This window comes from Arthrobacter sp. AOP29-A2-19 (genome assembly GCF_058138025.1).
Genome location: NZ_CM176894.1, coordinates 567,628 through 593,944 on the forward strand (window position 1 = coordinate 567,628; position 26,317 = coordinate 593,944).

Here is a 26,317-nt window from a genome sequence, read left to right on the forward strand (position 1 = left end):
GGAGGCCCCGGACTACCGGCCCGGCGGCGGTGAGCCGATGCGGGCACCGGTGACCGAGCCGGCCAAGACAAACCCCAGCGAGTCCGCCGTCTGGTGGGCGGCGCGGTGGCTGAGGCCGGCGCGCCACTGCGGCACCAGACCCTGCGTCAGCGCCTCGTCGGCCGCGACCGCGGAGATGTAGCTCCCCAGGCCGTGACGGCGAAGCGACGGGACGGTGATTGAGGCGACGTCTGCGATCAGGCCCTCCCAGATGTCGTAGCCGGCGCCGGCCAGGGGGGCGTGCCCCTCTTCGGCGAGCAGGGTAAAGGTGTGTTCCCGCCTTGAGAGCAAGACCCCTGCCAGGTCGTCGCTCGGGCACTCGGACTCGAGCGCCTTGGCGTGCTCCACGTCGAAGGACACCACCGTGGACTCGGACGGAACCACGTCCAGCGGCTCGTCCAGGTAGTAGAGGGAGAATTCGCCCGTTCCGCGCGCGTCGTGGCTGCCGATGTTGTCGCGGATGAGGCGGACCAGCGTGGATTCCTGGGCCAGTTCGTCGTCGCCGACCTCCGCGGCGGCTTCCAGGAGCCATTCGGGTCCGGCGAGGGCCGAGCCGCGCAGGAGGCGGAGGAAAACGACCGTCTCGGCGTCGTCGTTCGGGGCCAGGACGCGCGAGGCGGTTTCCCCCATCGCAGCGAAGTGGAGGGCGGAGTCCGGCAGTCCCAATTTCCTCGCCCAGGCCAGCGAAATGATCGCGCGGGTACCAGTCTCCAGCTCCATGGCCCTAAGCGTAGCCGCCGAGGGCCCCGCGCCGAGCGAAGCGAGGTGTGGGAGGCGGGTGCGCGGTAGCCGCCGAGGGCCCCGCGCCGAGCGAAGCGAGGTGTGGGAGGCGGGAGCGCGGTAGCCGCCGAGGGCCCCGCGCCGAGCGACCCCCGCCTATCCGAAGAGGATCGCGGCCTCGTCGTACCGGTGCTGCGGGACGCGCTTGAGGTTGTTGAGCGCGGCCTGGAAGGGGACGCGGTGGATGCCCGTCCCGCGCAGCGCCACCATGTTTCCCCAGGCGCCGTCGTCGACCGCGTCGACCGAAGCCATGCCCAGACGCGTCGCAAGGACCCTGTCGTAGGCGGTCGGGACCCCTCCGCGCTGGATGTGGCCGAGGACGGTGGCGCGGGTTTCGATGCCGGTGCCGTCCTCGATCCGCAGGGCGAGCTGGTCTCCGATGCCACCGAGACGCGGCCGCCCAAACGCGTCGAGGCCCCGGTCCGAGTACGCCTCGTCGGCGTCGTCGGGGACCCATCCCTCGGCCACGACCACCAGCGGCGCGCGTCCGCGTTCGTGCGCCTCCTGCACCCACTCGTTGACCTGCTTCATGCTGACGCCCTGCTCCGGAATCAGGATGGCGTGGGCGCCGGCGGCCATGCCGCAGTGCAGTGCGATCCACCCGACGTGCCGCCCCATGACCTCGGCGACCATACAACGGTGGTGGGACTCGCCGGTTGTGCGCAGCCGGTCGATGGCCTCGGTGGCGATCTGGACGGCCGTGTCGAAGCCGAACGTGTAGTCCGTGGCGTCGAGGTCGTTGTCGATCGTCTTGGGGACGCCGACGATCCTGAGCCCCGCATCGGTCAGTCGTTTGGCTGCGGCGAGCGTTCCCTCGCCGCCGATGGCGATGACCGCGTCGACGCCGATGCGCTGGAGGGTGGCCGCGATGTTCTGTGGACCCCCGTACTCGCCCTCGAACGGGTTCGTCCGCGATGTCCCGATGATGGTGCCGCCCTGCTTGGAGATGCCGCGAACCCGCTCGCGGGGGAGGTCGACGAAGTCGCCTTCGACCACGCCGCGCCAGCCGTCGAGGAAGCCGACGAACTCGTGGTCGTAGGACTTGATCCCATTCAGGACGGCCCCGCGGATCACCGCGTTCAGCCCGGGGCAGTCTCCGCCGCTGGTCAGGATACCGATGCGCATGCGTGCTCAGCTTTCGTCTGGTGCTCGTCCCGCACGGCGGGACCTGGAGGGAGCACGTCTCTGGGCCCGGGAATCGATGCTAGCAAGAGCGCAGGGTGACGGCCACCACGCGCAGCGGGGCCCCGCCGGTGGCGGGGCCCCGGGAAGGAGGTGGCTAGCGGCGATCGCCGACCAGGCGCTCCAGCGCGATGGAGTCGTCGTGGAGCGGGATGAGCAGCCAGAGCACGAGGTACAGTCCGACGCCGATGAATGGGAGCAGGAAACTCAGCAGCACGCCGATGCGAACCAGCGTCACGTCCCATCCGGTCTTGTCGGCGATGCCGCCCGCGATGCCTCCCAGGATGCGCTTGGGGCCCCGGCGGAGCGGGATTGATCGGAGGGTTGCGTAGAACTTGTCCATGGGTGAAGCCTTTCACGTGTTGGCCGGTAGTGACAGTTGGGCGTTCGAAGGCGGAATCAGGTCCCCGTGCCGGCGGATCTGCGCCCGGCCACCAGTCCGCCGACAATGAGCAGGAGGCCCGCCCCCACAACGATGCCGACGGCGACGACGCCGGGGTCCAGCGTCAGGCCGTAGAGGATGCCGGCCAGGAGAATGAGGCCGACGGCGACTAGCACCAGCCCGAAGACCAGGGTGCCCACCGGGACCTTGCGGGCCACGGGTTCGTTTTCGGTGGTGTCCGTTGTCCCGAAGGTGCCGTCCGAGGTTGACGCCTCCGTGTCCGCCGCGTACGCGGGCTCCCCGCGCTGGATGTGGTTGGTCGGTTCGCTCACGGCGCTACCTCCTTGGTCGCTACGTCGACGCTGTTGAAGGCGCCGTTGATTTCTATGGTCAGCGTGGGGCCGGTCGCGTCGGGGTTCACCTGAACCCCGTCGTCGCTGCCGATGCCCGAATAGGTGGTTGTTCCGGTATCCGTGGCGACCTCCATGGAGTAGAAGGCGCTGTCTCCGTGGATGACCACCGGCACGTTGTCGGGGACGGTGAGATCCAGGCTGCTGAAGACATTGCTGATGGTGACCGCGGTATCCGCCCGGAGATCCTCGCCCAGTGGGCTGAGGTCCAGCGTGGCGTCGCTGAACACGTAGGTGTACTCGTTGCCCTCGTGGACCTGGACCGGTCCGAACCACCTGGCATCGGCGGAGCGGTTGACGGCTGCGCCCCCGAACACCAGCGTGGGCACGAGCAGCGCGATTGCGAAACCGGTCAGGGCGCCGCCGCTGTGGCGCCTGAGCGCGGCGCCGACCAGCCCGAAGCCGACGACCGTCAGCGCGGCGGCCAGCGTGACCGCGGCGGCGTGCCCGCCAAGGTCGATCCAGCCGAGCATGGAGGCCAGCACCGTGGTGCCCGCGACCAGGATGGCCACACCAAGGACAATCGCCGCGGTGTGCCCGGGCAGGGGGTTTCCGGTGCGCTCCGGCGCCTGCTGCCGGGGCGCGTCGGACGGGCCGCCGGGCGCGTGGGCGGTGCGCGGCGCGGCTCCGCCGACGAAGGCGTGCGAACCGTATCCCGAGGGCGCGGAGCCGATCGGGGCGGTGGGGTAGGTGCCAGTCGAGGTGTCGATGGGTGTTGTTGGGTAGGTGCCTCCCCACGCGTCGATGGGGGCGGTGGCGTTGTCGCTGTCGGCGGAGGCGGCGCCGGTCCCCGGGTGGGTGCCCTCGGCGGGTTCGGACGGGTCGCTGCCCCGGCCGGCGTCGGCCCGGTAGGCGTCGCCGTGCTGCCCGGACGGCGCGGAGGGGAACGGCGCGCCCGACGCCGGGTAGCCTCCCGCTTCGCCGTGGCCCCCGGGGCCGGCGCCGTGGGCGGCGCCGGAGTTGCCGACCGGTTCGTCTCCGCGCCGCTTGCCGCGCGCGACGGAGAACCAGATGGCGCCGCCGATGATGGCCAGGACCCAGAAGGTGCCGCCCCACCAGGAGTTCCACCGGCCGTCGCCGGACCAGCCGTCGAAGGGGCCGGGACGGCCGAAGGTGCCCAGCAGGAAAAAGACCAGGGCGCCGGTCATGCCGGAGGTCCACCGACCGCGCCCCGCCTCCTGTGCGTGGATGCGGCCGTCGGGCTCGGGCAGGAGCGCCCACGCCAGCCCGTAGAGCAGGAGGCCGACGCCGGTAAACACGGCGAGGACCAGGACGATGCCGCGGGCGAGGATGGGATCGATGCCGAAGCGTTGGCCGAGTCCGCCGGCCACGCCGCCGATCCAGCGGTTCGCGCTGCGCTGCACGCCCAGGCCGCGGACCCAGCGGAAGAAGGGGTTCTCAACAGGTGCGTTGTTCATACCAACCATGCTTCCGGTGTGCCGGCGGCGCCGCTATGGGGGTCGACCCTGAACCGTCCCTGAACATCCGCTGGTTGGACCCCGGATCGTGGGCCGCCGGCCCCTGGGCGTGCTTGGATTGGATCATGAGCGCAGAACCTTTCCGCCCCCCGCTGGTCCGCGGGGGCCCGCGCGTACTGGCGGGCGTCTGCGCGGGACTCGCCGTACACCTGGCTCTGGAAGTCCGCGTTGTGCGCATCTGCATGGCGTTCGCGTCCCTGCTTGGAGGCGCGGGGATTCTGCTTTACGCGTGGCTGTGGATCTTCGTGCCCAGCGAAGAGGACGCGGCGCGGGAGGCCGCACGCTCCGCCGCCGGCGAGCCCGTCTCGATTACCCGCAACCTGCGGGCCGAGCGCGCCGCCCGGACCCACGCGCGGGGGCGGGTGCGCTTCGAGGGCCGAGAAGTCCTCGTCGGGTCCGGACTCCTGGTCGTGGGCGTGCTGCTGATCGCCCAGCTGCAGGGGGTCGCCATCGCGTGGCATCTGGTCTGGCCGACGCTGGTGATCGTGGCCGGGGCCATTCTCGCGTGGATCCAGCTCGACGCCGTGCGCCGGGAGGGCCTGCGCCGCCGGGCCGGGGCCGACCGGGCGGCCGGCCTGGCGCGCCTGATCGGCGGCATGGCGCTGGTGGTCACGGGGCTCGTGTTCCTGATCTCCGGCGCGGTGTCCTGGGAGTCCATGTGGTCCGGCGCGCTCGTCTCGCTGGCGGTGCTGGCCGGCGTCGTATTGGTCCTGTTGCCGTGGGGGCTGGGATTCTGGCGCGACTACGTGTCCGAACGTTCCTCGCGGGTGCGCGCCGCCGAGCGTGCCGAGATCGCCGCGCACCTCCACGACTCCGTGCTCCAGACGCTGGCCCTGATCCAGAAGCGCGCCGACGACGAGGGCCAGGTTCTTCGCCTGGCCCGCGCCCAGGAGCGGGAGCTGCGGCAGTGGCTTTACCGTCAGGAGGCCGTGGTGGAGGGCGAGATAGCCGAGGCCGTCCGGGCCGAGGCGGCGCGCCTCGAGGACGTGCACGCGGCCACCATCGAGGTCGTCTCCGTGGGGCAGCTGACGGGACTTCCCGGCCACGACGCCCTCCTGCAGGCGGCGCGCGAGGCCATGCTCAACGCGGCGAAGCACGCCGGAGGGACGGTTGCCGTGTATGTCGAGGCCCGCGCCGACGGGGTGGACGTCTTTGTCCGCGACCGCGGCGGCGGATTCGACGTCGACGCCGTGGGCGAGGACCGCCTCGGCGTCCGCGAATCCATCGTGGGTCGGATGCGGCGCAACGGCGGCTCAGCCAGCATCCGCAGCGGGTCCGGAGGCACCGAGGTCCACCTGTCCATGCCGCACACCGCTTCCGAAGACAACCAGTAGGGACATGCCATGACAGAACCGATCACGGTCGTTGTCGTCGACGACCACGCCATCTTCCGCTCCGGTCTCAAGGCGGACCTTGACGAACGCATTCGCGTCGTCGGCGAGGCCGCGACCGTCGAGGGAGCCGTCCGCGCCGTGCAGGAGCTGCGCCCCGCCGTCGTGCTCCTGGACGTCCACCTTCCGGGCGGCCGTGGCGGCGGCGGCGCCGAGGTCCTGGCCCAGTGCGCCGGCCTGCTGGGCGAGGTGAAGTTCCTCGCGCTGAGCGTCTCCGACGCGGCAGAGGACGTGGTGACCGTCATCCGGTCCGGGGCGCGCGGCTACATCACCAAATCGGCCTCGGGGAGGGAGATCTCAGACGCCGTGGAACGGGTCGCCGGCGGGGACGCGGTCTTCTCCCCGCGGCTGGCGGGCTTTGTGCTCGACGCGTTCGGCACCCAGGCGGCCGTCAGCGCCGACGAGGAGTTGGATCTGCTGTCGGCGCGCGAACTCGAGGTCATGCGGCTGATCGCGCGCGGCTACAGCTACAAGGAGGTGGCCAAGGACCTCTTCATCTCCGTGAAGACCGTGGAGACGCACGTTTCCTCGGTGCTGCGCAAACTGCAGCTCTCCAACCGCCACGAGCTGACACGCTGGGCCGTGGACCGCAGGATCCTGTAGCCCACCGGGCCGCCGGAACGCCCTCCCGCGGGGTTGCGGGGCGCTACTTGGCGCGGCCGAGAAGTTCCTGGATGCGGCCCACACCCTCCGCCAGGTCCGCGTCGCCCAGCGCGTAGGACAGGCGAACGAATCCGGACGGGCCGAAGGCCTCGCCCGGAACAATCGCCACCTCGGCCTTCTCGAGAATCAGGGCGGCCAGCTCGGCCGACGTGGCCGGGCGGACGCCGTCGATGTCGCGGCCCAGGATCCCCCGCACGTCCGGATAGACGTAGAACGCGCCCTGCGGGACGGGGCACTCGATGCCGTCGATGGAGTTCAGCGCGGCGACCATCGCCTTGCGGCGGCGGTCGAACGCCGAACGCATCTGGGCGACAGCGTCCAACGGCCCGGAGACCGCGGCGAGGGCCGCCATCTGCGACACGTTGGCGACGTTGGAGGTCGAGTGCGACTGGAGGTTGGTGGCGGCCTTGATGACGTCGGCCGGCCCCGCCATCCAGCCCACGCGCCAGCCCGTCATGGCATAGGTCTTGGCGACGCCGTTCAGGACGACGACGCGGTCGGCGAGCTCGGGCGCGGCCGTGGCGATGGACGTGAACTCGGTGCCGTCGTACGTCAGGTGCTCGTAGATCTCGTCGGTGACGACCCAGAGTCCCTGCTCGGCCGCCCAACGGCCGATCTCCGCGACCCGCTCCGGCGGATAGACGGCCCCCGTGGGGTTGGACGGGGACACAAAGAGCAGCACCTTCGTCTTCTCCGTGACGGCGGCCTGCAGCTGGTCGACCGTGGCCAGGTACCCCTGCTCCGGGCCGGCGAAGACTTCCACGGGAACGCCGCCGGCGAGGCGGATCGCCTCCGGATACGTGGTCCAGTAGGGGGTGGGCACCAAGACCTCGTCGCCCGGATCCAGCAGCGTGGCGAACGTGTTGTACACGGCCTGCTTGCCGCCGTTGGTGACCAGGACCTGCGAGGCCTCGATCGCGTAGCCGGAGTCCCGCATGGTCTTCGCCGCGATGGCGGACTTCAGCTCGGGCAACCCGGCGGCCGGGGAGTAGCGGTGGAACCGGGGGTCCCTTGCCGCGGCGACGGCGGCCTCGACGACGTAGTCCGGCGTGGGGAAGTCCGGTTCCCCCGCGCCGAAGCCGATCACAGGCCGCCCGGCCGCCTTCAGGGCCTTGGCCTTGGCGTCGACGGCGAGGGTGGCGGATTCTGCAATGGACCCGATGCGTCGGGAGATGCGTGGCATGGTGTCGCTTCCTGGGAGTCGGGGGGCGTGCGCCTGACGCCCCAAGCTTAGCCAAGCGGAAGCGGCCGGACACATACGCGTGCCGGGGTGTTTCGGCGCCTCGTCCGTGTGGCGGGAGCTTCCCGCGGGGCCGGTTCGACTTGTGCGAACCGATTGCGTAGACTGTTTCCTCGGTGTTCGAATACGCCCTGATGAAGCGCGCTTGCCCGCAAGTTCGTGAGGTTCAGGGGGATTCAAGCCCAAAGGGTAGTGGCGCAATTGGTAGCGCAGCGGTCTCCAAAACCGCAGGTTGCAGGTTCGAGTCCTGTCTGCCCTGCGCAGTGGCAATCCACGCGAACAGCGTGGCGTGCTCGGCGAAATCCACGTCACGGTGTGTTGCGGTCGAAAGGCTGCGGTGCACCGTGATTGTTTCCATACGGCAGAACGCGAAACGAGGCACAGTGACCGAAACGGCTGCTAGCAGCTCACAGGGCGCGCCGAGGGGCGAGAAGCCCGCGAAGCGCGGCATCTTTGCCGGCCTCGCGCTGTTCTTCCGCCAGGTGATCGCCGAGCTGAAGAAGGTCGTCACGCCGACCCGCAGCGAACTGGTCAACTACACGCTGATGGTTCTCGGGTTCGTCGTCCTGGTGATGCTGATTGTCAGCGCGCTGGACTTCGTGATCGGAAACGGCTCGATCTTCGTCTTTACGGACAAGCCGGAGCAGTAGCCCCAGCGCGCCCATCCCCTCAGGACGGCGCCGCCGTTGAATAGTTCTGGTGTACCAGTCAATGAAAGCAGGAACCGCAGTGTCCGATCAGGAACTCGAAGCGCAGGCCAACGACGACGTCGTTGAGCAGGCAACCGAGGCCGATGCCCTAGAGGCGCCGGCCGATTCCGTCGTTTCCGAGGACGTCGAGGTCGCCGACGATGCGGGCTCCGACGCCGCGGACACCGAGGTGGTCTTTGAGGCCGCCGACTCCGAGCAGGAGAACGCCGACGACGAGTCGGACGACTACGACGACGACGAGTCGGACGACGACGACAACGAGGCGGACGACGCAGAGGCCCCCGAAGGCGCCGACGAGTCCGCCGAGGGCGAAGAGCCCAAGGTTGATCCGCTGGAGGCCTTCCGCACCCAGCTGCGCCGCCAGCCCGGCGACTGGTACGTCATCCACTCCTACGCAGGCTATGAGAACCGCGTGAAGGTGAACCTCGAGACCCGCATCCAGACCCTCGGCATGGAGGATTTCATCTATGAGATCCAGGTGCCGATGGAAGAGGTCGTGGAGATCAAGAACACCACGCGCAAGATCGTCCGCCGTGTCCGCATCCCCGGCTACGTGCTGGTCCGCATGGAACTGACCGACGCCTCGTGGGGCGCCGTGCGCCACACCCCCGGCGTCACGGGCTTCGTGGGCAACGCACACGATCCCGTGCCGCTGAGCCTCGACGAGGTCTACTCCATGCTGGAGCACACCGTGGTCACGGCAGAGCCTTCCGAGTCCGGCAAGCCCGGCCGCGCACCGATCACCCAGGTCAACGTCGACTTCGCCGTCGGCGAGTCCGTCACGGTCAACGACGGCCCGTTCGAGACGCTGCCCGCGACGATCTCCGAGATCAAGCTCGAATCCCAGCAGCTGGTGGTCCTCGTCTCGATCTTCGAACGCGAGACCCCGGTGACCCTGTCCTTCAACCAGGTCACCAAGATCCAGTAGCTCCTCCAGTCTTCGTCCCGCGCCGGCCGCTTTACCGGACAGGGGACGATCCGGCCGCCGCGCCACGGCGGCCAAACCCCCGGTGCACGCTCCTGTGCGGCGGGAACCGCAATGAGAAGAAGGACCCGAAATGGCCCCGAAGAAAAAGGTCACCGGCCTCATCAAGCTGCAGATCCAGGCAGGCGCCGCCAACCCGGCACCGCCGATCGGTCCGGCACTTGGTCAGCACGGTGTCAACATCATGGAATTCTGCAAGGCCTACAACGCCGCGACTGAAGCACAGCGCGGCAATGTGATCCCTGTTGAGATCACGGTCTACGAGGACCGTTCCTTCACGTTCATCACGAAGACCCCGCCGGCCGCCGAGCTCATCAAGAAGGCCGCAGGCGTCGCCAAGGGTTCCGCCACCCCGCACACCGACAAGGTTGCGAAGCTGACCCAGGCGCAGGTCGAAGAGATCGCGACGACCAAGATGGAAGACCTCAACGCCAACGACATCAAGGCCGCGGCCAAGATCATCGCCGGCACCGCCCGCTCCATGGGCATCACGGTCGAAGGCTAACCAGCAACACCCGCCTCCCTCGGGAAGCACACCAATCATCCAAGAACGACGGCGAAACGCACCGCCCGGTGCGCGCCACCGCCGTCGCAGTGGCAGGGTCGAGCGCGACCCATACGGACCACGACTGCATAAGGAGAACAAGCAGATGGCAAAGCGCAGCAAAGCATACGAGGCAGCTGTAGCCAAGATCGACGGCGACAAGCTCTACTCGCCGGTCGAGGCAATCAACCTGGCCAAGGAGACCGGTTCGGCCAAGACGGATTCCACCGTCGAGGTCGCATTCCGCCTGGGCGTCGACCCGCGCAAGGCGGACCAGATGGTCCGCGGCACGGTCAACCTGCCCAACGGCACGGGCAAGACCGCCCGCGTTGTGGTCTTCGCGAACGGCGACAAGGCTGAGGCCGCCATCGCTGCCGGCGCCGACTTCGTCGGCTCGGACGACCTGATCGAGAAGATCTCCGGCGGCTGGACCGACTTCGACGCCGCCGTGGCGACGCCGGACCTCATGGGCAAGGTCGGACGCCTGGGCAAGATCCTCGGCCCGCGCAACCTGATGCCGAACCCGAAGGTCGGAACGGTCACCATGGACGTGGCCAAGGCCGTCAACGACATCAAGGGCGGCAAGATCGACTTCCGCGTCGACAAGCACTCCAACCTCCACTTCATCATCGGCAAGGTTTCCTTCGACCAGAACAAGCTGGCCGAGAACTACGCCGCCGCCCTGGAAGAGGTGCTTCGCCTGAAGCCGTCCTCCTCCAAGGGCCGTTACATCCAGAAGGCCACCGTGGCCACCACGTTCGGCCCGGGCATCCAAGTCGACCCGAACGTCACGAAGGTCGTCATCGAGGGCTAGTTCCCCCGAGACAGCAGGATCAGGGACCCGTCCGGCACCAGCCGGGCGGGTCCCTTTCCCTTTCCGCGGCGTTGCGCCGAGCGCCCGCCTTTGGTGCCGAACCGTGACCGCGCGACACTACTGCGCCGTACCTGGCGGGCGTACCGTGGGGGCACGATCTCCCCGGGGTTCGTGTGTCCCGGGCGTGGAAGTGCGGGAGCACCCATGGGAAACAACCGATTGGCCCGCGGAGCCGAACCAACCCGGCGGACGGTGCTGACCGCCTCCCTGGCCACGCTAGCGGGGCTTGCCGTGGCCGCAGGGCCGGGTTCCGCGGCCCCGGCCGCCGCGGCACTGCCCGCCGCCGTCGTGCGGAACCGGGTCTACACCGTGTCCGGACGCAATACCGCAACCTCGCGGACCTACCCCCGTTCCGAGTTCCGCGGATTGTGGACCGCAAGCGTTGTGAATGTGGACTGGCCGTCCCGCACGGGACTCACCGCCGCGGCCCAACAGGCGGAGCTGCGCTCCATCCTGAACCTCGCGGTGGCCCGGAACCTCAACGCCGTGTTGCTCCAGGTGCGCCCCGCGGCCGACCGCATGTGGGTGTCGGCGCTGGGGGAGCCGTGGTCGAAGTACCTCACCGGCGTCCAAGGGCGCAGCCCGGGATACGATCCGCTGGCGTTCGCCGTCACCGAGGCGCACGCCCGCGGCCTCGCCCTCCACGCCTGGGTGAATCCCTTCCGCGTCTCGATGCAACCGGGTCTCGACTCCGTCGTCGTCGGCCACCCCGCGCGCACGCATCCCACGTGGAGCTTCGCGTACGGCGGACGCCGCTATTACAACCCCGGTATCCCGGCGGTGCGCACGTACATACGCGGCGTGGTGGTCGACCTGGTCAAGCGCTACGACGTGGACGGCGTCCATTTCGACGACTACTTCTACCCGTATCCGGTGGCCGGCGCGGCCATCCCGGACTCCGCCGCATACGCCGCCCACAAGGGTTCCTTCACATCCGTCGCCAACTGGCGGAGGAACAACATCAACGTCTTCATCCGCGACACCCGGGCCGCGATCAGGGCGGCGAAGCCGCGGGTCCAATTCGGGATCAGCCCGTTCGGGATCTGGCGCAACAGGACTTCGAGTTCCCTGGGGTCGGCCACTTCCGGGCTGGAAAGCTACTCGGCCCTCTACGCGGACAGCCGCCGGTGGGTCAAGGAGGGTTGGGTGGACTACATAGTGCCGCAGCTGTACTGGCACCAGGGTTTCCCGGCCGCGAACTACGATGTGCTCGTCAACTGGTGGGCCGCCCAGGTGGCCGGGACAAGGGTTCGGTTCTACACCGGGGAGGCGGCGTACCGCGTGGGCGATCCCGCCACCGCGGCGTGGCGGGATCCAGCGGAACTCCGTGACCACATCGCCAAGTGCCGCTCCGTTCCGGCCGTTGCGGGCCAGGCGTTCTACAACACCACGGCCTTCAGGGCCAACAAGCTCAACGCCGTCGGAATCCTGGCCGTGGCACACTATGCCCGGCGCGCGCTGCCCGTTCCCATGCCGAACCTCCGGGCCACCCGGCCGTTCACGCCCGTGATCCGGGGAGCTGTCTGGGACGGGACCGGCGTCCGGCTCACGTGGACGTCCGGCGGCACCGGTGAGCCGGCGCGGCTGATCGCCATCTGGCGCTGGGAATCTACCGGATCGGTTGTGCCCCACATCCAGTCGACGGGCACCTACCTGCGCGCCGTGGTCCGCCGGGGCTCGACCACCCAAAGTTGGCTCGACAAAGGCGTCACTAGGGGACATTTCTACTGGTTCATGATTCAGGCAATCAGCCAAACCGGCGTCGACTCCGGGAATGCCACCGCGATCTTCGTGCGGGCGTGAGCCGCAGGGGCGTCCGCCCGCCCGCGTTCCCGCGCCGCCATTGCGGTCGCCGCCGTTCGCCCCTACTCTGATTGGGGTAAGTCAATCACTTTTCCCGTCCGGGTCACGTTCCCCAGGCCGGAACAATTCAGACGGGAGCGGGCCATGGAAGGCATCCGCATCGAATGGCTTCCCCTGCCCGCCACGCTCGCCGCGGACGGGGGAGCGGACTACGCGGCGGCCGCAACGCTCGAGGACCACGCCTTGGCGGAGGTGCTCGGCCACCGGGACTTCTGCGAAAGTGCTCCCCGCAGGTTGGAGCGCGCCCAGCCCAGCGACTACGGGATGCAGGTTCGCTGCGTTGCCCGCGGAGACGTGGACGGCAGGATTCTGGGGACGGCGTCCGTGTGGCTTCCCCTCGCGGAGAATACGGACATGGCGATCGTCGACATCGCCGTCGCTCCCGCTGCACGGCGGCGCGGTATCGGAACACGGCTGTTCCGCGAGGTGGAGGCCGAGGCCGCGCGGCGTGGCAGGGAGAAGCTCAACTCTTGGGTCAACTATCCGCTCCCGCCGCTCCCCGGCCGCGAGTCGGGCGGATTGCCGGGCGGCGGCGCTGTGTTGCCGTCGAAGGGGGACGGGGCGGTCCCCGAGGACCTTCCGGCCACGCGGTTTGCCCGCGCGCTTGGCATGGACCTGCGGCAGGTGGAACGCGTGAGCCGGCTGGATGTCGTCTCCAGTGCCCGGCGGGTCGACGCGCTGGCGCTGGAGGCCAAGCGGGCGTCGGACGGTGAGTACGACGTCGTCGGCTGGGTCGGTCCCGTGCCCGGGTGGGCGGTCGAGGGATACTGCCGCATGATCGAGAAGATGGACACGGACACGCCGGCCGGGGGGCTCGAGTGGGACCAGTCGGTGTGGGACGAGGCGCGGCTACGCGTGGCCGAAGAGCGGGCGTCGCGGCGGGATTGCTTTACCGTCCATTCGTGCGCGGTGCACCGGGGGACGGGGCAGTTGGTGGCGTTCACCGCGCTCGAGGTCGCCCGCGACACCCCGGAGGCAGCTTTCCAGGAGGACACGCTGGTTCTGGAGGGGCACCGTGGGCACAAGTTGGGGCTGCTCGTCAAGACGGCGAATTTCGTCAGGATCCGGGAGGCCTGGCCCACGGTTCGGCGGATCTACACGTGGAATGCCGAGGAAAACGCGCACATGCTGGCCATTAACGTGTCCATGGGCTTCCGGGGCGCCCAGTCCGAGGGGGCCTGGGAGAAAAAAACCCGGAAGAATCCACAGAATGTGGTTGCCACAGGGGACCCATGCACTGCTAATCTTGACTTGTCGGCAGATGATTCTGTCGAGTGACGTGGCAACGCGTCGTCCGTGCCGGAGATGTTCCCCAAGCTATCCGGTGCGATGAACAGCTACGGTGCGTTCCCCCAAGCCGCACCGTAGCGAATTGAAGCCGGGTCGCTCCCGCCGTCCCCCAAGTGGCGCGGAGCGGCTCGGTTTCGCCGTTAAGGTCGATTTGGCGCCTCCTCCCTGGCGCGGTACGCTGTAATAACCAAAGACCGTCGGTCGATGTACTTCCTTGCCTTGTGCGGGGAATCATCCGAAAGTCCCTCACAAAGGGCGGCCCACGCAGGTGAACGAACTTGACCCATGGCTTCCGGCTAGACCGGAACCCGAAGGTAAAGCCCCGTGCATCTGCACGGGGCGTTTTTTGTGTGTAGGCCACCAGGCCTCGGGACCGGGATACCGGCTCAGAATCAATCCCCGGAAGGAGGGTTATGGCAACGCCGATCAAGGTTTCCGCAGTTGAGGAAATCACTGCCGACTTCAAGGAGTCGAACGCCGCTGTCCTGACCGAATACCGTGGGCTTTCCGTTGCACAGCTCAAGGAGTTGCGCCGCTCGCTTGGTCAGGACACCAAGTACGCGGTTGTGAAGAACACTCTGACGGGTATCGCAGCCAAGGAAGCGGGCATCGACGCGTTCGATGGCCAGCTTGCCGGCCCGACCGCCATCGCCTTCATCAAGGGCGATGCGATTGCCGCGGCCAAGAGCCTCACGGATTTCGCCAAGTCGAACAACCAGCTGGTCATCAAGACCGGCTACTTCGAGGGCAAGGCCATGGACGCCAGCGAGGTGGCCGCTCTGGCCGCTCTGGAGTCCCGCGAGTTCCAGCTGGCCCGCGTGGCCGGCATTCTCAAGGCCCCCGCCGCCGCCGCCATCCGCACCATCGATGCGCTGCGTATCAAGCTCGAAGAAGAAGGTGGCGCAGCCCCGGCCCAGGCCGAAGCTCCTACCGCTGAGGCCGAGGAAGCACCCGCTGCCGAAGTTGCCACCGAAGAAGCCTAAGGGCTTTTTCACCCCACCAAAATCTCGCGGCGCCTCGTGGCGCCGCCCCAGGGAAAGGACGCCACCCCATGGCGAAGCTCACCACTGAAGAGCTCCTTGAAGCATTCAAGGAAATGACCATCATCGAGCTCTCCGAGTTCGTTAAGACCTTCGAGGAGACCTTCGAGGTCACCGCCGCCGCCGTTGCCGTTGCAGGCCCCGCCGGTGGCGCAGCCGAGGCCGAGGAGGAGAAGACGGAATTCGACGTCATCCTCGAGGCGGCTGGCGACAAGAAGATCGCAGTCATCAAGGAGGTCCGCGCGCTTACCTCGCTGGGTCTGAAGGAAGCCAAGGACGTTGTCGACAGCGCCCCGAAGGCCGTCCTCGAAGGCGCCACCAAGGAAGCCGCAGAGAAGGCCAAGGAGGCCCTCGAGGCCGCCGGCGCCACGGTCACCGTCAAGTAGTCAACGACTGCTTCCCGAAAGCCCCGTCCACCACAGGTGGGCGGGGCTTTTGCGTGCCCGTTTCCGCGGGGGCAAGAGCACATTCGCGCACGTATCGCGATCAGCGCGCGTATCGCGCGTGGCGAGGATGGCATGCGCGCACGTATCGCGCGCGGCGGCCCTGTGAATTCCCTGCGAAAGGTGGCCTTCGTCCCAGTGGCGGGCAAAGGGCCCGAAGCTTGGGCTATATTGAATGGTAACGAATAGGTAACGCAAGCAGGTGCCTGAAGGGAGGGCGGAGGAATCACAGCCACGATCAGCACGGAGCGGCCCACGCCCCGCAGCAACGAGACGACCGATTCCGCCCCCGGCGGCGAACCCCAACTCAAGACGCGCGCCGCGGCGCCCGCAACCAAGCGCCGCGCGCCTCGGCTGGCCCTGTTGGACGGCCTCAGGCTGGCGGCCGCGCTTCTGGTGGTCCTGTACCACTACACGGCCTGGCATCACGGCTATTGGGGCGTCGAGCCCGCCAAGGACGCGTGGCCCTGGCTCTCCCGCATCACCGTTTTCGGCAACATGGGAGTCCAGCTCTTCTTCGTCATCAGCGGATTCGTCATCCTGCTCTCCAGCTACGGTAAGAGTCCCGCCCAGTTCATCGGTTCGAGGGTGGGCAGGCTGTTCCCGGCCTACTGGGTCGCCGTCCTGCTCACCGGCACTCTGGTCCTGTTCATTTGGCCCGCCCTCGGCAGCCACCTGAACGTCTGGGACTGGGTAGTCAACCTCACCATGCTCCAGGGCGGCACCGGAAATCCGCACATCGACGGCGTCTACTGGACCCTGTGGGCGGAGCTGCGCTTCTACGCCTTGGTGCTGCTGCTGATGCTGTTCGGTTGGCAGACGCCGGGACGGCTGCTGGCCTTCGCGGGCATCTGGCCGGTTGCCGCGCTGGCCGCGCCGCTGGCGCCGGGAAACTTCGCGGCCCAGGCGCTGATGCCTGAGTATGCCCCGCTGTTCGCTGGCGGCATGGCGCTGTTCCTGCTCTACCGCTTCGGTCACACTCCGCTCCGTTGGGCCGTACTCTTGCTGAACGTTGTCCTGGCCGCGCACCACACCGGCGCCTCCGCGGCGCGCGAGGCGCAAGAGCTGGTTGGCTATGCGGTTCCCGAACAGGCGTATTGGGCGATCGTCGTCGGCATCTTCGCGGCGATCGCGCTGCTCTCCCTCACCCCGCTGCGCCGGGTCAGCCTCCCGGGCATGGCGCTGGCCGGCGCGTTGACGTATCCGCTGTACCTGCTTCACCAGGTGTGGGGCTGGTGGCTGATCGACAACCTCAGCCCCCACCTTCCGCGACCCGTGGTGCTGGGACTGGTTCTCGCCGTTGTGGGTGCCGCCGCCTATCTGGTCCACCGTCTCGTGGAACGGCGCTTCGGTCGGACGTTGGGCAATAAGACCACCTCGCTGGTCGAATCCCTGCTGGTGTATCGCAAGCGTGCCCGCGCGTTTGCCACCCGTGTGGAATCGGCACAGCCCGCTCAGGGCGTGGTCTGGGACCGGCGCGCACTCAAGTCCGCGCGGTAGGTGCGCGCGCCGCCGATGCCGGCCATGCGCGCACCGATGCCGGCCGGCAGTGCTTCCGCCTCCGCGAACGCGACATGGCCACGATGATTCCCCGAGATGGGCTGTCGGCGCGGAACCGCCGGAGCCCGTTGCCCGACACCGCCGGTAGTCCCGGTACTAGGCCTCTCGGGACAGAAGCAGCGCTTCGCCTTGGCCTCCTCCGCCACAGAGGCTGACGGCAGCCTTGCCGCCGCCCCTGCGCCGAAGCTCCAGCGCGGCGTGGAGCGCCAGGCGGGCACCCGACGCGCCGATCGGATGCCCCAATGCGATGGCCCCGCCGTGGATGTTGGTCTTCTCCAGCGGGTAGCCCAAGTCCTCCAGCGATTGGACCGCGACAGCTCCAAAGGCCTCGTTGATCTCGATGAAGTCGAGGTCCGACGTCGTCCAGCCGGCCCGCGAGAGCGCTGCTTCGATGGCGCGGGACGGCTGCGAGTGCAGGGAGTTGTCCGGTCCGGCGACCTGTCCGGGTTCGCCGACGACCGCGATGATCTCCAGTCCGTGCGCCTCCGCGTAGGCCCGCGAGGTGACGACGATGGCGGCGGCGCCGTCGGAGAGCGGCGAGGAGTTGCCGGCGGTGATGGTCCCCTCCTTGTCGAAAGCCGGCCGGAGCCCCGAGAGCGACTCCACGGTGGTGCCGGGCCGGATCCCCTCGTCGGTCGCGACCGACAGTGGCGATCCCTTCCGCTGCGGAATCTTCAGCTGGACAATCTCGTCGTCGAAGACGCCGGCGTCCCGTGCCGCCGCGGCACGGGCGTGTGAGGCCGCCGCCACCGCATCCTGGGCGCCACGTCCGATGCCCAGCACGGAGTTCTTCGCCTCCGTGCTGGCGCCCATGGACTGCCCGTCGAAGGCGTCGGTGAGCCCGTCGTGCGCAACGGAGTCGACGGCCGTGATGTTCCCGTAGGTCCAACCCTGCCGGCTTCCGGGCAGCAGATGCGGGGTGTTGGTCATGGACTCCTGGCCTCCGGCGACGACCACCTCGGCCTCGCCGAGTCGGATCTGGCGTGCCGCGTCCGTCACCGCGGCCAACCCGGAGAGGCACACCTTGTTGACGGTGATTGTCGGGACGTCCCAACCGATGCCGGCGCCGATGGCGGACTGCCTGGCGGGATTCTGGCCGCAGCCGGCCTGAACCACGTGTCCCATGACCACGGCATCGACGTCGCCGGCCGGGACGCCCGCCCTTTCCAATGCTCCGCCAATGGCCGCCGCCCCGAGTTGGACCGCGCTCAGGGCCGCCAACTGCCCGTTGAGCCGGCCAAAAGGTGTCCGCGCCCCGCCGACAATGACGGGATCCCGCTCGGTTGCCATGATGATTTGCCCGCTTTCCTTCGGAAAAATTGTCCTTGCCCCAACTCTAGCGTGAGGGGCATCACATCCACGTCGGGCCCACCACGCCATGGAGAGGCTTCCGACCGACCCATCCGATGCCAGCGGTGTCCACCGATTGTGACACCGTATTTGACATGCGGGACATAAAATTCTTGTCATATCCAAGGTCGCGGGGGTTCACTATCCGGCGTTGCCATGGTTATAGTGCTCGCATGGCCGCCGAGGGGGTTCGGCAGCCAAAAAATCTGGGGAATCTGGGGGGTGATCTGGGCGTGGGGACTCGGACATGTTGCGCAACGCAACGCTCGTGTGCGGCTCGTCTCTTGCTTGGGGGAGGGACGATTCCCGCCGGCGTGGCACATGACATCCGATTGACACCGGAGGGTCCCCTGTTGAACACGTGCATTGACAAAATGACCCGCGCCCCGGCGCGGGTTTTTTCGTCTGACCTTCATGGGGCAGTCGAAACAGGGGAACACACTCGGAAGTAACCGCCTGGGGGAACGCAGCGGTTCCGGGGGCCTTGGGGGCTCCCGGCAACCGGTGCAGCAGGCGGATTGTGGTGGTCTTGGGGCCGCCGGAATTGGGGTCGTCGTGGCGCAGCGCATGTGGAGCATTTTCGCTCCCGGGACTCGCGGTCGTTGGGGATGGTTCAGGAAGACGACGGCGGCCATCGCCGTGTCGTCCCTGGTGCTGACCGGGGCGCTGGCCTCGGGCGCGGTCGCCGCCGAGGCTCCTCCCGTAGGGGAGTCCGCCGCGGTGGAGGTGGTCGCCGAGGCGCCGGCATCCGCGGTTGCGTCGGCTGCCGGTGCCGAGCCCGCAGCCGTGGAGGCGGGTGAACCGCAGGACGCTGCGGACGCGCCGGGCACCGGGGCGCGCCCCACACCGGAGGCGGCGCCCAACGCGCCGGACGCACAGTCGCCCGCAGTGGCGCCCGCTTCACCCGTCCGGCCGCCCAACGTTCCCGCGTCCGCTGCGGCGGCCCTGGCCGAGGCGGACCGCCCGGAGAAACAAGCAAGAGCACGATCCACAACCGGTGGGCGCGCGGCGTCTCCGGCGCCGGCGACCGAGTCAGTCGCTGGGGTGGGTGCGGAAGCACCGGCAACCCTGGCGGGCGCTCCCGGGGTGTGCGACACAAACGCGAACACCGGCAAGGTCGATTCGTTTCTGCAGCGTTCGGACGTCACGGAGTTCGCCAACGGAAACCTGTCGCGGGGGCTCGTCGAAGGCGGCTACACCCACCAGCGGGTGCGGATTGGGAGCCTTCATCCCGGCGAGAACGAGCTCACCTTCACCTACCGCGTCAAGTACAACGGAGTCTTCGCCTACGACTATCTCGACAACTTCTCCATGACCGGGGCCGAGATCGTCAGGGTCCAGACGATTGAGGGATCCGGCGAGAATCGGGTCGACACCGTGAAGTTGACTTTCGACGTCGCCGACACGGCGTCGGAGGAGGAGAGCGCGCAGCTTTTCTTCAGCGCGCACATCGCCTCCTCGCTGGACCACGGGCCCGGCCAGGGCGCCGGGTCCATCAACGGCTCGGCCTACCACGTTGTCCTCGACAGCCTGAACTGCAAGGCCACCGGCAGTATGGACAACCAGATCTCCGCCAACCAGGTGCAATACGGGACGCTGACGATCGTCAAGGATGCGGACCCCGCCGACGGCACCGACTTCGGCTTCCACCTGGCGGTCCCAGCCACGGACGACACGGTCGAGTTCAAGCTCGACGACAGCGTGGCGGGCGACAGCGGGGCGACGAATCTCCCGGCGGGCGCCACTTACACGGTGGCGCCCGGCAGCGCCACAGTCTCCGAGGAATCGCTGCCCGCCGGCTGGTCGCTGACTGCCCTTGTCTGCACGGGCGCCACCGTCGCCACCAACCTGGAGTCCGGCACGGCGACCATTCCGGTGGCGGACGGCGCGCGCGTGACGTGCAACTTCACCAACACCAAGAGGACCTATCGGGACCTGACGGTATCCACGACGGCGCGGCCCTCCTACGTTCGCGACTACGACTGGTCCATGGAAAAGACGGCGCCGGTCGACCGCATCGAATCGGCGACCGGAAACGTCGGCTTCGGCTACCGGGTGGTGGTCGACGCGGGCCCCGCGAAGGACGGTGGCTTCAAGCTCACGGGGAAGATTGTCGTCGGGAACCCCAATAGTGTGGCGATCGGCGGGGTGACCGTGACGGGCACCCTTTCCGGAGCCGATTGCACCCTCGGATATGCCGATGGCGACCCCGTCACCGGTGCCGTTACCGTCCCGGCGGGCGGGGCGACGTACACCTACGAATGCTCGCTGCCCAGGGGCACCACGGCCGCCAGCGAAGGAACCTTCCCGGTCACGGCCACCTGGAACGCTCCCAGTTACTACGGGACCGGCGGACAAGCGGGCGCCACGGCGTCGTACGATTTCGCGGCCGCCACTCCCACCGTGACCGACGGTTCCGTCACCGTCACGGATCGGGAGATCGACCTGGCTGCGCTGCCCGGAGGCAATGTGGTCGCCGCGTCCGATGCCCCCCGCACGTTCGAGTACACACTCGCCTGGCCCGGAGTGGCGGGAACGTGCACGAAATACACGAACGACGCCTCCTACAAGGAGGCGGACGGTGGAACCGGCACGGCCAGCGAGGACGTGACACTGTGCCTCGGGGCGGACCTGTCCGTCACGAAAAACGTCCTGTCCAGCTTTGACCGCACCTACCTTTGGGACGTGGAAAAGGTACGCACGGGATCGGGGCCCTACACGGCGGATCCGGAGACCGGAGAGGTGGCCGTCGAGTACGAGGTCACCGTCCAACCGCGCACGACGGACGACGGGACCGGGTATCGGGACAGCGGTTGGGCCATGATCGGCACCATCACCGTCGAGAACCCGAACGACTGGCAGGCCGTTGGGGCGACCGTGGCCGACGCGGCGGACATCGGCGGCGGCGCCGTCTGTTCGGTCACCTCCGGCACGCTGCCCGACGGCACGACGATCGCAGACCGCGGCCCCGAAGCGGGCTTCCAGACCACGATCCCCGCCGGTCAGGCGGCGGAGCTCGCGTACGTCTGCACCTTTGAGAGCCAGCCGGACTACACGGGCACCAACACGGCGACCGTAACGTGGGATGCCGCCGGGGCAAGCACAACGTCCGGCACCGACGCCTATCGCGCGCCGGTGACGCTGGGCACCTGGGGCCAGACCCCCGTCAACAACACGGTGGTGGTGACGGACGACTTCCACACGTTTGATCCGGCGTGGACGGTGACCTGGTCCCGCGGCATGGAACCGCAGTCCCGCACCTACACGCGCACCTGGACCGTGGACGAGCCCGGCACCTGCCGGGAATTCACCAACACCGCCACGATCTCAGCCGCGGGCGAGGACACGGGCCCGGCGCTGGATTCCGACGCCGATCGCCTCAAGGCGTGCCGTCAGGCGCCGCCCAAGATTTCCAAGGAGGTGGAGGCGACCTTCGACCGCACCTACCTGTGGGACATCGACAAGGAACTGGCCGAGGGCCAGGAGGACACCGTGGAGACCGGAACGGCTTCCACGTCAGCCGTGGACTACGACGTGGTGGTCACGAGCGACGGCTACACGGACTCCAACTTCGTCCTCGGCGGCACCATCACCGTCTCCAACCCGAACACGTACGACGGCGGCGACATCCGCGGCACCGTGACGGACACCATCGACATCGACGGCCTGGCCTGCAGCGTCGACGGCGGCGGAAGGTTCGACGTCGCGCCGGGCGCCATGGCGACGCTCGACTACACGTGCACCACCGACGGCGCGACGGCGTCGACGACCGGAAGGAACACGGCAACGGCCACTTGGGACGGCGGGGCGCGCAGCGCCACGTCCGACGTCGAGAAGGTCGCGTTCAAGATCCGCCACTCCATCGACGATGAGGTCGACGTCGTCGACGACTTCGCGGGTACGCAAGAGCCCGGCGTGATCGGAAGCGTCAAGTGGAAGGACGTCACGTACCCCCGTGGCGACTGGTCGCGCACGTTCGAGCGGTCGATCGCGTTCGACGGGAAGCCGGGGGAGTGCGCCGCGTACCGCAACACGGCGTCCTTGGAACTTGAGAACCTGGCGGAGGGCCCCACGGACACGGCGGACGTTGTTGTCTGCGACACGCTGGGCCTGACCGCGACGAAGACGGCAAGCGCCCGCTACGACCGCGACTACGGATGGCAGCTCCTCAAGGTGGCCGAACAGGCGCGGGCCGTCGTCGACGAGGGCGAAACGGCGAACTTCGACTACACGGTCTCCGCCGTGCCCGACGGCTACACGGACTCGAACCACCGGGTGACCGGAACGATCACGCTGACCAACCCCAACACCTTCGCGGGAGGTGCGATCACGGCGACGGTGGCCGACTCGATCGATATCGCCGGCGTGGTCTGCACCGTCGACGGCACTTACACGGGCGCCGGCAACGCCTTGCGGGTCGTTGTCCCCGCCAACTTCGGTGAACACAGCGGTGTCCTAACGCTTGGCTACGAGTGCACGGGAACTCCGGAGGACGGGGACTATACCGGCACGAACACTGCGAATGTTCGTTGGGACGGCGGCACGTCCACTGCGGCGGCGCCCGTCTCCTACGAGGCGGACCAGGTCAAAGACCGGACTGTCGCGGTGTTCGACGACATGGTCTCGAACCTCGATGCCCCCGTCCGCCTCGGTGAGGCCGAGTGGACGGAAAACGGCGAGGGCACCGAGTTCACGTATTCGCTGCCGCTCCCCGGGGTTCCGGGCACCTGCGTCGACCACACCAACACCGCCCTGCTTGACGCCGAGGGCGAGGGCACGGAGGATCACGACGCGCACGAAACCGTCACGGTGTGTGTCAAGGGAGGCTTGGCGGCCGAACAGTCGGCGGCCGCGGAGCTTGACCGGACCCACCTTTGGGACATCGACAAGTCGGCCGACGCCACCACGCTCGAGGTCACCGATTCCGGAGAGGCGACGTTCGGCTACACCGTGACGGCCACTCCCGCCGGCTCGGCCGACTCGGGGCACACGCTGTCCGGCGAGATCACGCTGACCAACCCAAACGACTTCGACGGCGGCGCCATCACCGCGACCGTGGCCGAATCCGTGGACGTCGGCGGCGGCGCGGTGTGTTCCGTCACCGGGCCCGGCGGCGCGGCGGATGCGGATCCCGGTGCGGACGGTTTCCAGGTCGAGGTGCCCGCGCGCACCGGCGGCGGCACCGGCGTTGTGGTCCTTCGCTACGACTGCGACTTCACCGGCGCCCCGGCGGCCAAGGGAACGGGCACCGCGACCGTCGCGTGGGACGGCGGCTCCGCCACGGCCGCCGTGCCAGTCGAATTCGGCACGGGAGACACCGCCAACGGGACGGTCAAGGTCTACGACGACAAGGCGAACGGCTCGGCGCAACCCGCCCTCCTGGGCGAGGCGGAGTGGAACGCCACGGGTGTTCCCACCGAGTTCGACTACCGGCTGACGCACGAGGGTGTCCCAGGGACGTGCGTGGACTCGACCAACACGGCGTGGGTCGCCGTGGACGGGCCCGACGGGTCCGAACGCGAGGATCCCCGGGCCCGGGAAACCGTCACGCTGTGTGTGGAGGACGATCTGGTCGTCGCCAAGACGGCAAAGGCCAGCTTCGACCGCACCTACCTGTGGGACATCGGAAAGAGCGCGTCGGAGACGAAGGTCGAGACGGGACCCGAAGGGACCCACATCTTCGACTACACGGTAGAGGCGATCCCCGACGGCTACCGCGACAGCGACTGGCAGCTCGAGGGGAAGATCACGCTGACCAACCCGAACGACTACTCGGAGGGCGCCATCACGGCCGCCGTCAGGGATCTGGCGGACGTCGGGGCGGGCGTCGTCTGCGACGTTGACGGAGGCGATGCCGTGACCGTGGCGCCCGGGGGGACCAAGGTCCTGCGCTACGAATGCGACTTCGAGGGCAAGCCCGACTACCGGGGGACCAATACCGCCCTCGTGGAATGGGACGGCGGCCGGGTCGAGGCCCAGGCGCCGGTGAGGTTCCGGGTCGACGACGAGACGGACAAGACGGTCGCCGTCCACGACGACATGGTGGACCTCGACGCGCCGGGCCTGCTCGGCATCGCACGGTGGAACAGCGACGGCCGGGCGACGGCGTTCGGGTACGGCCTGAGCCTCGAGGTTGACCCGGGGACATGCGGCGTGCTCACAAACACCGCGTCCCTCGCGACCCAGGGTGGCGGCGACTGGCGTGCCGGTAAGCACCGCCAGCCGACGGCGGACGCGGAGGTCGAGCTCTGCTCGGAGGCGCCGCTGGTGGTGGAGAAGGACGCCGAGGCGGGCTTCGACCGGCAGTACCTCTGGGACATCGACAAGACGGCGGAGGAGGACGAAATCGAGACCGTCGAGGGCGCCGGGGCGACCGCGAAGTACAAGGTCACGGCGACCCCGGGCGACTACGAGGACTCCGGGTGGACCCTCGCCGGCAGCGTCACGGTGGAGAACCCCAACGACTATAAGGACGTCGTGGTGACGGTGTTGGACGAGGTCGACGTCGGGGGCGGGGCCGAATGCACCGTGGAGGGCGGCAGGGAGGCCACGATCGGCGCGGGCGATTCGGAGACCTTCGGCTACGAGTGCGACTTCGATGAGGAGCCGGAGTACGGCGGGACCAACACCGCCACGGCGGAGTGGGAAGCGTATGACGGCGCCACGGCGCGGGCCGAGGGGACGGCGGACGTCGAGTTCGAACTCGACGAGGAAACCGACCGCACGGTCACGGTCCTCGACGACCTTGCGGAACCCGCATCCGATCCCGAGATCCTGGGGATCGCAGAGTGGAACGAGGACGGTGAACCGTCCACCTTCGACTATTCGCTCGAACTCGACGGAACGGCCGGCACCTGCGTCGACTACACGAACGAGGCGAGCCTCGAGGAGACCGACCAGAGCGCGTCGGCGGACGTCGAGGTGTGCATCGAGTCGGATCCGACCGCGGAGCACGACGCGTGGGCCGGGATGGACAGGACGTACCTGTGGGACATCGACAAGACGGCCGGGAACGAGGCGGTCATGATGGGCGCAGGGAAGAAGCCCGCAACCTACACGGTCGCGGTCACGCCGGACGGCTTCGAGGATTCGGCCCGGACGCTCGGGGGCACGGTCTCCGTGCACAACCCGAACGACTACAAGTCGATGTCCATCGCGGTGGACCTGGAGAACACACTCGGCGGCGACGCAACGTGCGCGCTGGACGCGGAGGACGCAAAGGAGATCCTCGTCGGTCCCGGAGAGCTTCTGGCGTTGCCGTTCGGCTGCGACTTCGGCGCCGAACCGGACACCGCCGGCACAAGCACGGCCACGCTCGCCTGGGAGGACGCGGACGGGGAGGCGCGGAGCGTCGACGCGGAAGCCGACGTTGTGTTCCGCCTCGACGAGGAACACAACGCCACCGTGACCGTGACCGACGACCAGGCGAACCCCGACGGGGAGGCCCGGGTGCTCGGCACCGCCGATTGGAACGCGGAGGGCGAGCCCAAGGTGTTCGGGTACACGCTGGACCTCACGGCCCAGCCCGGCAGCTGCCGGGAATACACGAACACGGCGACCTTGGTGGAGACCGGGGCGTCGGACTCCGCCACGGTGAGGGTCTGTGGAATCGCGGCGCCACTACAGCCGCTCGCCCCGGACACGACGTCCGGCGAGCCGCTTCCCAACACCGGCGCCAACATCCAGGCCATTCTGTGGGTGGCGCTCGCCTTGCTCCTCTCCGGAATCCTGGCACTCGGCGCCGGCCGGAGGCGGCGCCACGAAGCCTGAGGTGACGAGGTGGCAGACCCCCGCTGCCACCGGCACCGAAGGAGGGCGCGCGGCGCGCGTCCTAAGGGCAGGGTCCCGCTCCTGGCTGCGGGACCCATGTCCCGGGCCGGGGCCGGGGTGGTCGCGGACCATTCCGGCCCCGGTCCCGGGGGCGGGGGAGCGCGCTTGGTCCGCACGCGGATCCACACCCCGTCGACACGCTTGTTTCCCCGGGTTAGACATGGTAGGTGTGCCAGTGTAGTATGAGAGTTTGCGTCTTCCCTCTTTACCTTCGGCCTTCATATAGCGGTGGGCTTGATTAAACGGTGGTCTCCCGGGTTCCT

At 68.5% G+C, this 26,317-nt stretch carries 19 protein-coding genes and 1 tRNA gene; 13 read left to right on the forward strand and 7 right to left on the reverse strand.

Annotated elements, in window-relative coordinates; translation table 11 throughout:
• Positions 1-12: 12 nt before the first annotated feature.
• From AC3ZJJ_RS02640 to AC3ZJJ_RS02660, 5 genes are all read right to left on the reverse strand, one after another.
• Positions 13-759 (reverse strand): GNAT family N-acetyltransferase, encoded by a 747-nt coding sequence (locus AC3ZJJ_RS02640; protein WP_489893721.1) that lies wholly within the window; start codon positions 757-759, stop codon positions 13-15.
• A gap of 156 nt (positions 760-915) precedes the next feature.
• Positions 916-1,944 (reverse strand): 6-phosphofructokinase, encoded by a 1,029-nt coding sequence (locus AC3ZJJ_RS02645; protein ID WP_489893722.1) that lies wholly within the window; start codon positions 1,942-1,944, stop codon positions 916-918.
• Between the two features lie 154 nt (positions 1,945-2,098).
• Entirely contained in the window at positions 2,099-2,344 is a 246-nt protein-coding gene (locus tag AC3ZJJ_RS02650) for a PspC domain-containing protein (protein ID WP_489893723.1), read from the reverse strand.
• A 56-nt stretch (positions 2,345-2,400) separates the two neighbouring features.
• Positions 2,401-2,715 (reverse strand): hypothetical protein, encoded by a 315-nt coding sequence (locus AC3ZJJ_RS02655; RefSeq protein ID WP_489893724.1) that lies wholly within the window; start codon positions 2,713-2,715, stop codon positions 2,401-2,403.
• Positions 2,712-4,211 carry a PspC domain-containing protein gene (locus tag AC3ZJJ_RS02660; RefSeq protein ID WP_489893725.1) on the reverse strand — a complete coding sequence of 500 codons (1,500 nt, stop codon included), beginning with the start codon at positions 4,209-4,211 and terminating at the stop codon, positions 2,712-2,714. The genes AC3ZJJ_RS02655 and AC3ZJJ_RS02660 overlap by 4 nt, the downstream gene beginning before the upstream one ends.
• Positions 4,212-4,336: 125 nt before the next feature.
• Between AC3ZJJ_RS02660 and AC3ZJJ_RS02665 the strand changes: the two genes are divergently transcribed.
• Positions 4,337-5,605 (forward strand): ATP-binding protein, encoded by a 1,269-nt coding sequence (locus AC3ZJJ_RS02665; RefSeq protein ID WP_489893726.1) that lies wholly within the window; start codon positions 4,337-4,339, stop codon positions 5,603-5,605.
• A gap of 9 nt (positions 5,606-5,614) precedes the next feature.
• On the forward strand, positions 5,615-6,265 hold the full coding sequence (locus AC3ZJJ_RS02670) for a LuxR C-terminal-related transcriptional regulator (protein ID WP_489893727.1): 651 nt from the start codon (positions 5,615-5,617) through the stop codon (positions 6,263-6,265).
• Positions 6,266-6,308: 43 nt separating this feature from the next.
• Here the strand turns inward: AC3ZJJ_RS02670 and AC3ZJJ_RS02675 are convergent, their stop codons facing one another.
• Positions 6,309-7,508, reverse strand: coding sequence for a pyridoxal phosphate-dependent aminotransferase (locus tag AC3ZJJ_RS02675; protein WP_489893728.1), 1,200 nt, complete (start codon positions 7,506-7,508; stop codon positions 6,309-6,311).
• 243 nt (positions 7,509-7,751) lie between these two features.
• Here AC3ZJJ_RS02675 and AC3ZJJ_RS02680 point away from each other — a divergent pair.
• The 10 genes from AC3ZJJ_RS02680 to AC3ZJJ_RS02725 all read left to right on the forward strand — a co-directional run bounded on the left by AC3ZJJ_RS02680 (position 7,752) and on the right by AC3ZJJ_RS02725 (position 16,814).
• Positions 7,752-7,824, forward strand: a tRNA-Trp gene (locus tag AC3ZJJ_RS02680).
• Positions 7,825-7,948: 124 nt separating this feature from the next.
• Positions 7,949-8,215: a preprotein translocase subunit SecE gene (gene secE, locus AC3ZJJ_RS02685; RefSeq protein WP_489893729.1), complete on the forward strand. Its 267-nt coding sequence runs from the start codon at positions 7,949-7,951 to the stop codon at positions 8,213-8,215.
• 79 nt (positions 8,216-8,294) lie between these two features.
• On the forward strand, positions 8,295-9,203 hold the full coding sequence (gene nusG / locus AC3ZJJ_RS02690) for a transcription termination/antitermination protein NusG (RefSeq protein ID WP_489893730.1): 909 nt from the start codon (positions 8,295-8,297) through the stop codon (positions 9,201-9,203).
• Between the two features lie 130 nt (positions 9,204-9,333).
• A complete protein-coding gene (rplK, locus tag AC3ZJJ_RS02695; RefSeq protein ID WP_329860632.1) occupies positions 9,334-9,765 on the forward strand; it encodes a 50S ribosomal protein L11 in 432 nt (143 codons plus the stop codon).
• 145 nt (positions 9,766-9,910) lie between these two features.
• Positions 9,911-10,618 carry a 50S ribosomal protein L1 gene (gene rplA, locus AC3ZJJ_RS02700; protein WP_489893731.1) on the forward strand — a complete coding sequence of 236 codons (708 nt, stop codon included), beginning with the start codon at positions 9,911-9,913 and terminating at the stop codon, positions 10,616-10,618.
• 204 nt (positions 10,619-10,822) lie between these two features.
• Positions 10,823-12,481: a glycoside hydrolase family 10-like protein gene (locus AC3ZJJ_RS02705; protein WP_489893732.1), complete on the forward strand. Its 1,659-nt coding sequence runs from the start codon at positions 10,823-10,825 to the stop codon at positions 12,479-12,481.
• Positions 12,482-12,625: 144 nt separating this feature from the next.
• Complete coding sequence (locus AC3ZJJ_RS02710) at positions 12,626-13,819, forward strand: GNAT family N-acetyltransferase (RefSeq protein ID WP_489893733.1); 1,194 nt, start codon at positions 12,626-12,628, stop codon at positions 13,817-13,819.
• Between the two features lie 425 nt (positions 13,820-14,244).
• Positions 14,245-14,814, forward strand: a complete 570-nt coding sequence (gene rplJ / locus AC3ZJJ_RS02715) for a 50S ribosomal protein L10 (RefSeq protein ID WP_489893734.1) — start codon at positions 14,245-14,247, stop codon at positions 14,812-14,814.
• A gap of 68 nt (positions 14,815-14,882) precedes the next feature.
• Positions 14,883-15,257, forward strand: coding sequence for a 50S ribosomal protein L7/L12 (gene rplL / locus AC3ZJJ_RS02720; RefSeq protein WP_489893735.1), 375 nt, complete (start codon positions 14,883-14,885; stop codon positions 15,255-15,257).
• A gap of 420 nt (positions 15,258-15,677) precedes the next feature.
• Positions 15,678-16,814 carry an acyltransferase family protein gene (locus AC3ZJJ_RS02725; protein ID WP_489893736.1) on the forward strand — a complete coding sequence of 379 codons (1,137 nt, stop codon included), beginning with the start codon at positions 15,678-15,680 and terminating at the stop codon, positions 16,812-16,814.
• A 156-nt stretch (positions 16,815-16,970) separates the two neighbouring features.
• On the opposite strand, the gene AC3ZJJ_RS02730 is transcribed toward AC3ZJJ_RS02725, so the two are convergent.
• On the reverse strand, positions 16,971-18,164 hold the full coding sequence (locus AC3ZJJ_RS02730) for an acetyl-CoA C-acetyltransferase (protein WP_489893737.1): 1,194 nt from the start codon (positions 18,162-18,164) through the stop codon (positions 16,971-16,973).
• 627 nt (positions 18,165-18,791) lie between these two features.
• Between AC3ZJJ_RS02730 and AC3ZJJ_RS02735 the strand changes: the two genes are divergently transcribed.
• Complete coding sequence (locus AC3ZJJ_RS02735) at positions 18,792-25,994, forward strand: prealbumin-like fold domain-containing protein (protein ID WP_489893738.1); 7,203 nt, start codon at positions 18,792-18,794, stop codon at positions 25,992-25,994.
• Positions 25,995-26,317 lie beyond the last annotated feature (323 nt).

Excerpts from the sequence above, each read along its gene's own strand:
- rplL (WP_489893735.1), top strand. The coding sequence starts at position 14,883 with ATGGCGAAGCTCACCACTGAAGAGCTCCTTGAAGCATTCAAGGAAATG.
- AC3ZJJ_RS02660 (WP_489893725.1), bottom strand. The coding sequence starts at position 4,211 with ATGAACAACGCACCTGTTGAGAACCCCTTCTTCCGCTGGGTCCGCGGC.
- rplK (WP_329860632.1), top strand. The coding sequence starts at position 9,334 with ATGGCCCCGAAGAAAAAGGTCACCGGCCTCATCAAGCTGCAGATCCAG.
- AC3ZJJ_RS02730 (WP_489893737.1), bottom strand. The coding sequence starts at position 18,164 with ATGGCAACCGAGCGGGATCCCGTCATTGTCGGCGGGGCGCGGACACCT.
- AC3ZJJ_RS02665 (WP_489893726.1), top strand. The coding sequence starts at position 4,337 with ATGAGCGCAGAACCTTTCCGCCCCCCGCTGGTCCGCGGGGGCCCGCGC.
- AC3ZJJ_RS02735 (WP_489893738.1), top strand. The coding sequence starts at position 18,792 with ATGTGGAGCATTTTCGCTCCCGGGACTCGCGGTCGTTGGGGATGGTTC.
- rplJ (WP_489893734.1), top strand. The coding sequence starts at position 14,245 with ATGGCAACGCCGATCAAGGTTTCCGCAGTTGAGGAAATCACTGCCGAC.
- rplA (WP_489893731.1), top strand. The coding sequence starts at position 9,911 with ATGGCAAAGCGCAGCAAAGCATACGAGGCAGCTGTAGCCAAGATCGAC.
- AC3ZJJ_RS02670 (WP_489893727.1), top strand. The coding sequence starts at position 5,615 with ATGACAGAACCGATCACGGTCGTTGTCGTCGACGACCACGCCATCTTC.
- AC3ZJJ_RS02675 (WP_489893728.1), bottom strand. The coding sequence starts at position 7,508 with ATGCCACGCATCTCCCGACGCATCGGGTCCATTGCAGAATCCGCCACC.
- AC3ZJJ_RS02705 (WP_489893732.1), top strand. The coding sequence starts at position 10,823 with ATGGGAAACAACCGATTGGCCCGCGGAGCCGAACCAACCCGGCGGACG.
- AC3ZJJ_RS02645 (WP_489893722.1), bottom strand. The coding sequence starts at position 1,944 with ATGCGCATCGGTATCCTGACCAGCGGCGGAGACTGCCCCGGGCTGAAC.
- AC3ZJJ_RS02650 (WP_489893723.1), bottom strand. The coding sequence starts at position 2,344 with ATGGACAAGTTCTACGCAACCCTCCGATCAATCCCGCTCCGCCGGGGC.
- AC3ZJJ_RS02710 (WP_489893733.1), top strand. The coding sequence starts at position 12,626 with ATGGAAGGCATCCGCATCGAATGGCTTCCCCTGCCCGCCACGCTCGCC.
- AC3ZJJ_RS02640 (WP_489893721.1), bottom strand. The coding sequence starts at position 759 with ATGGAGCTGGAGACTGGTACCCGCGCGATCATTTCGCTGGCCTGGGCG.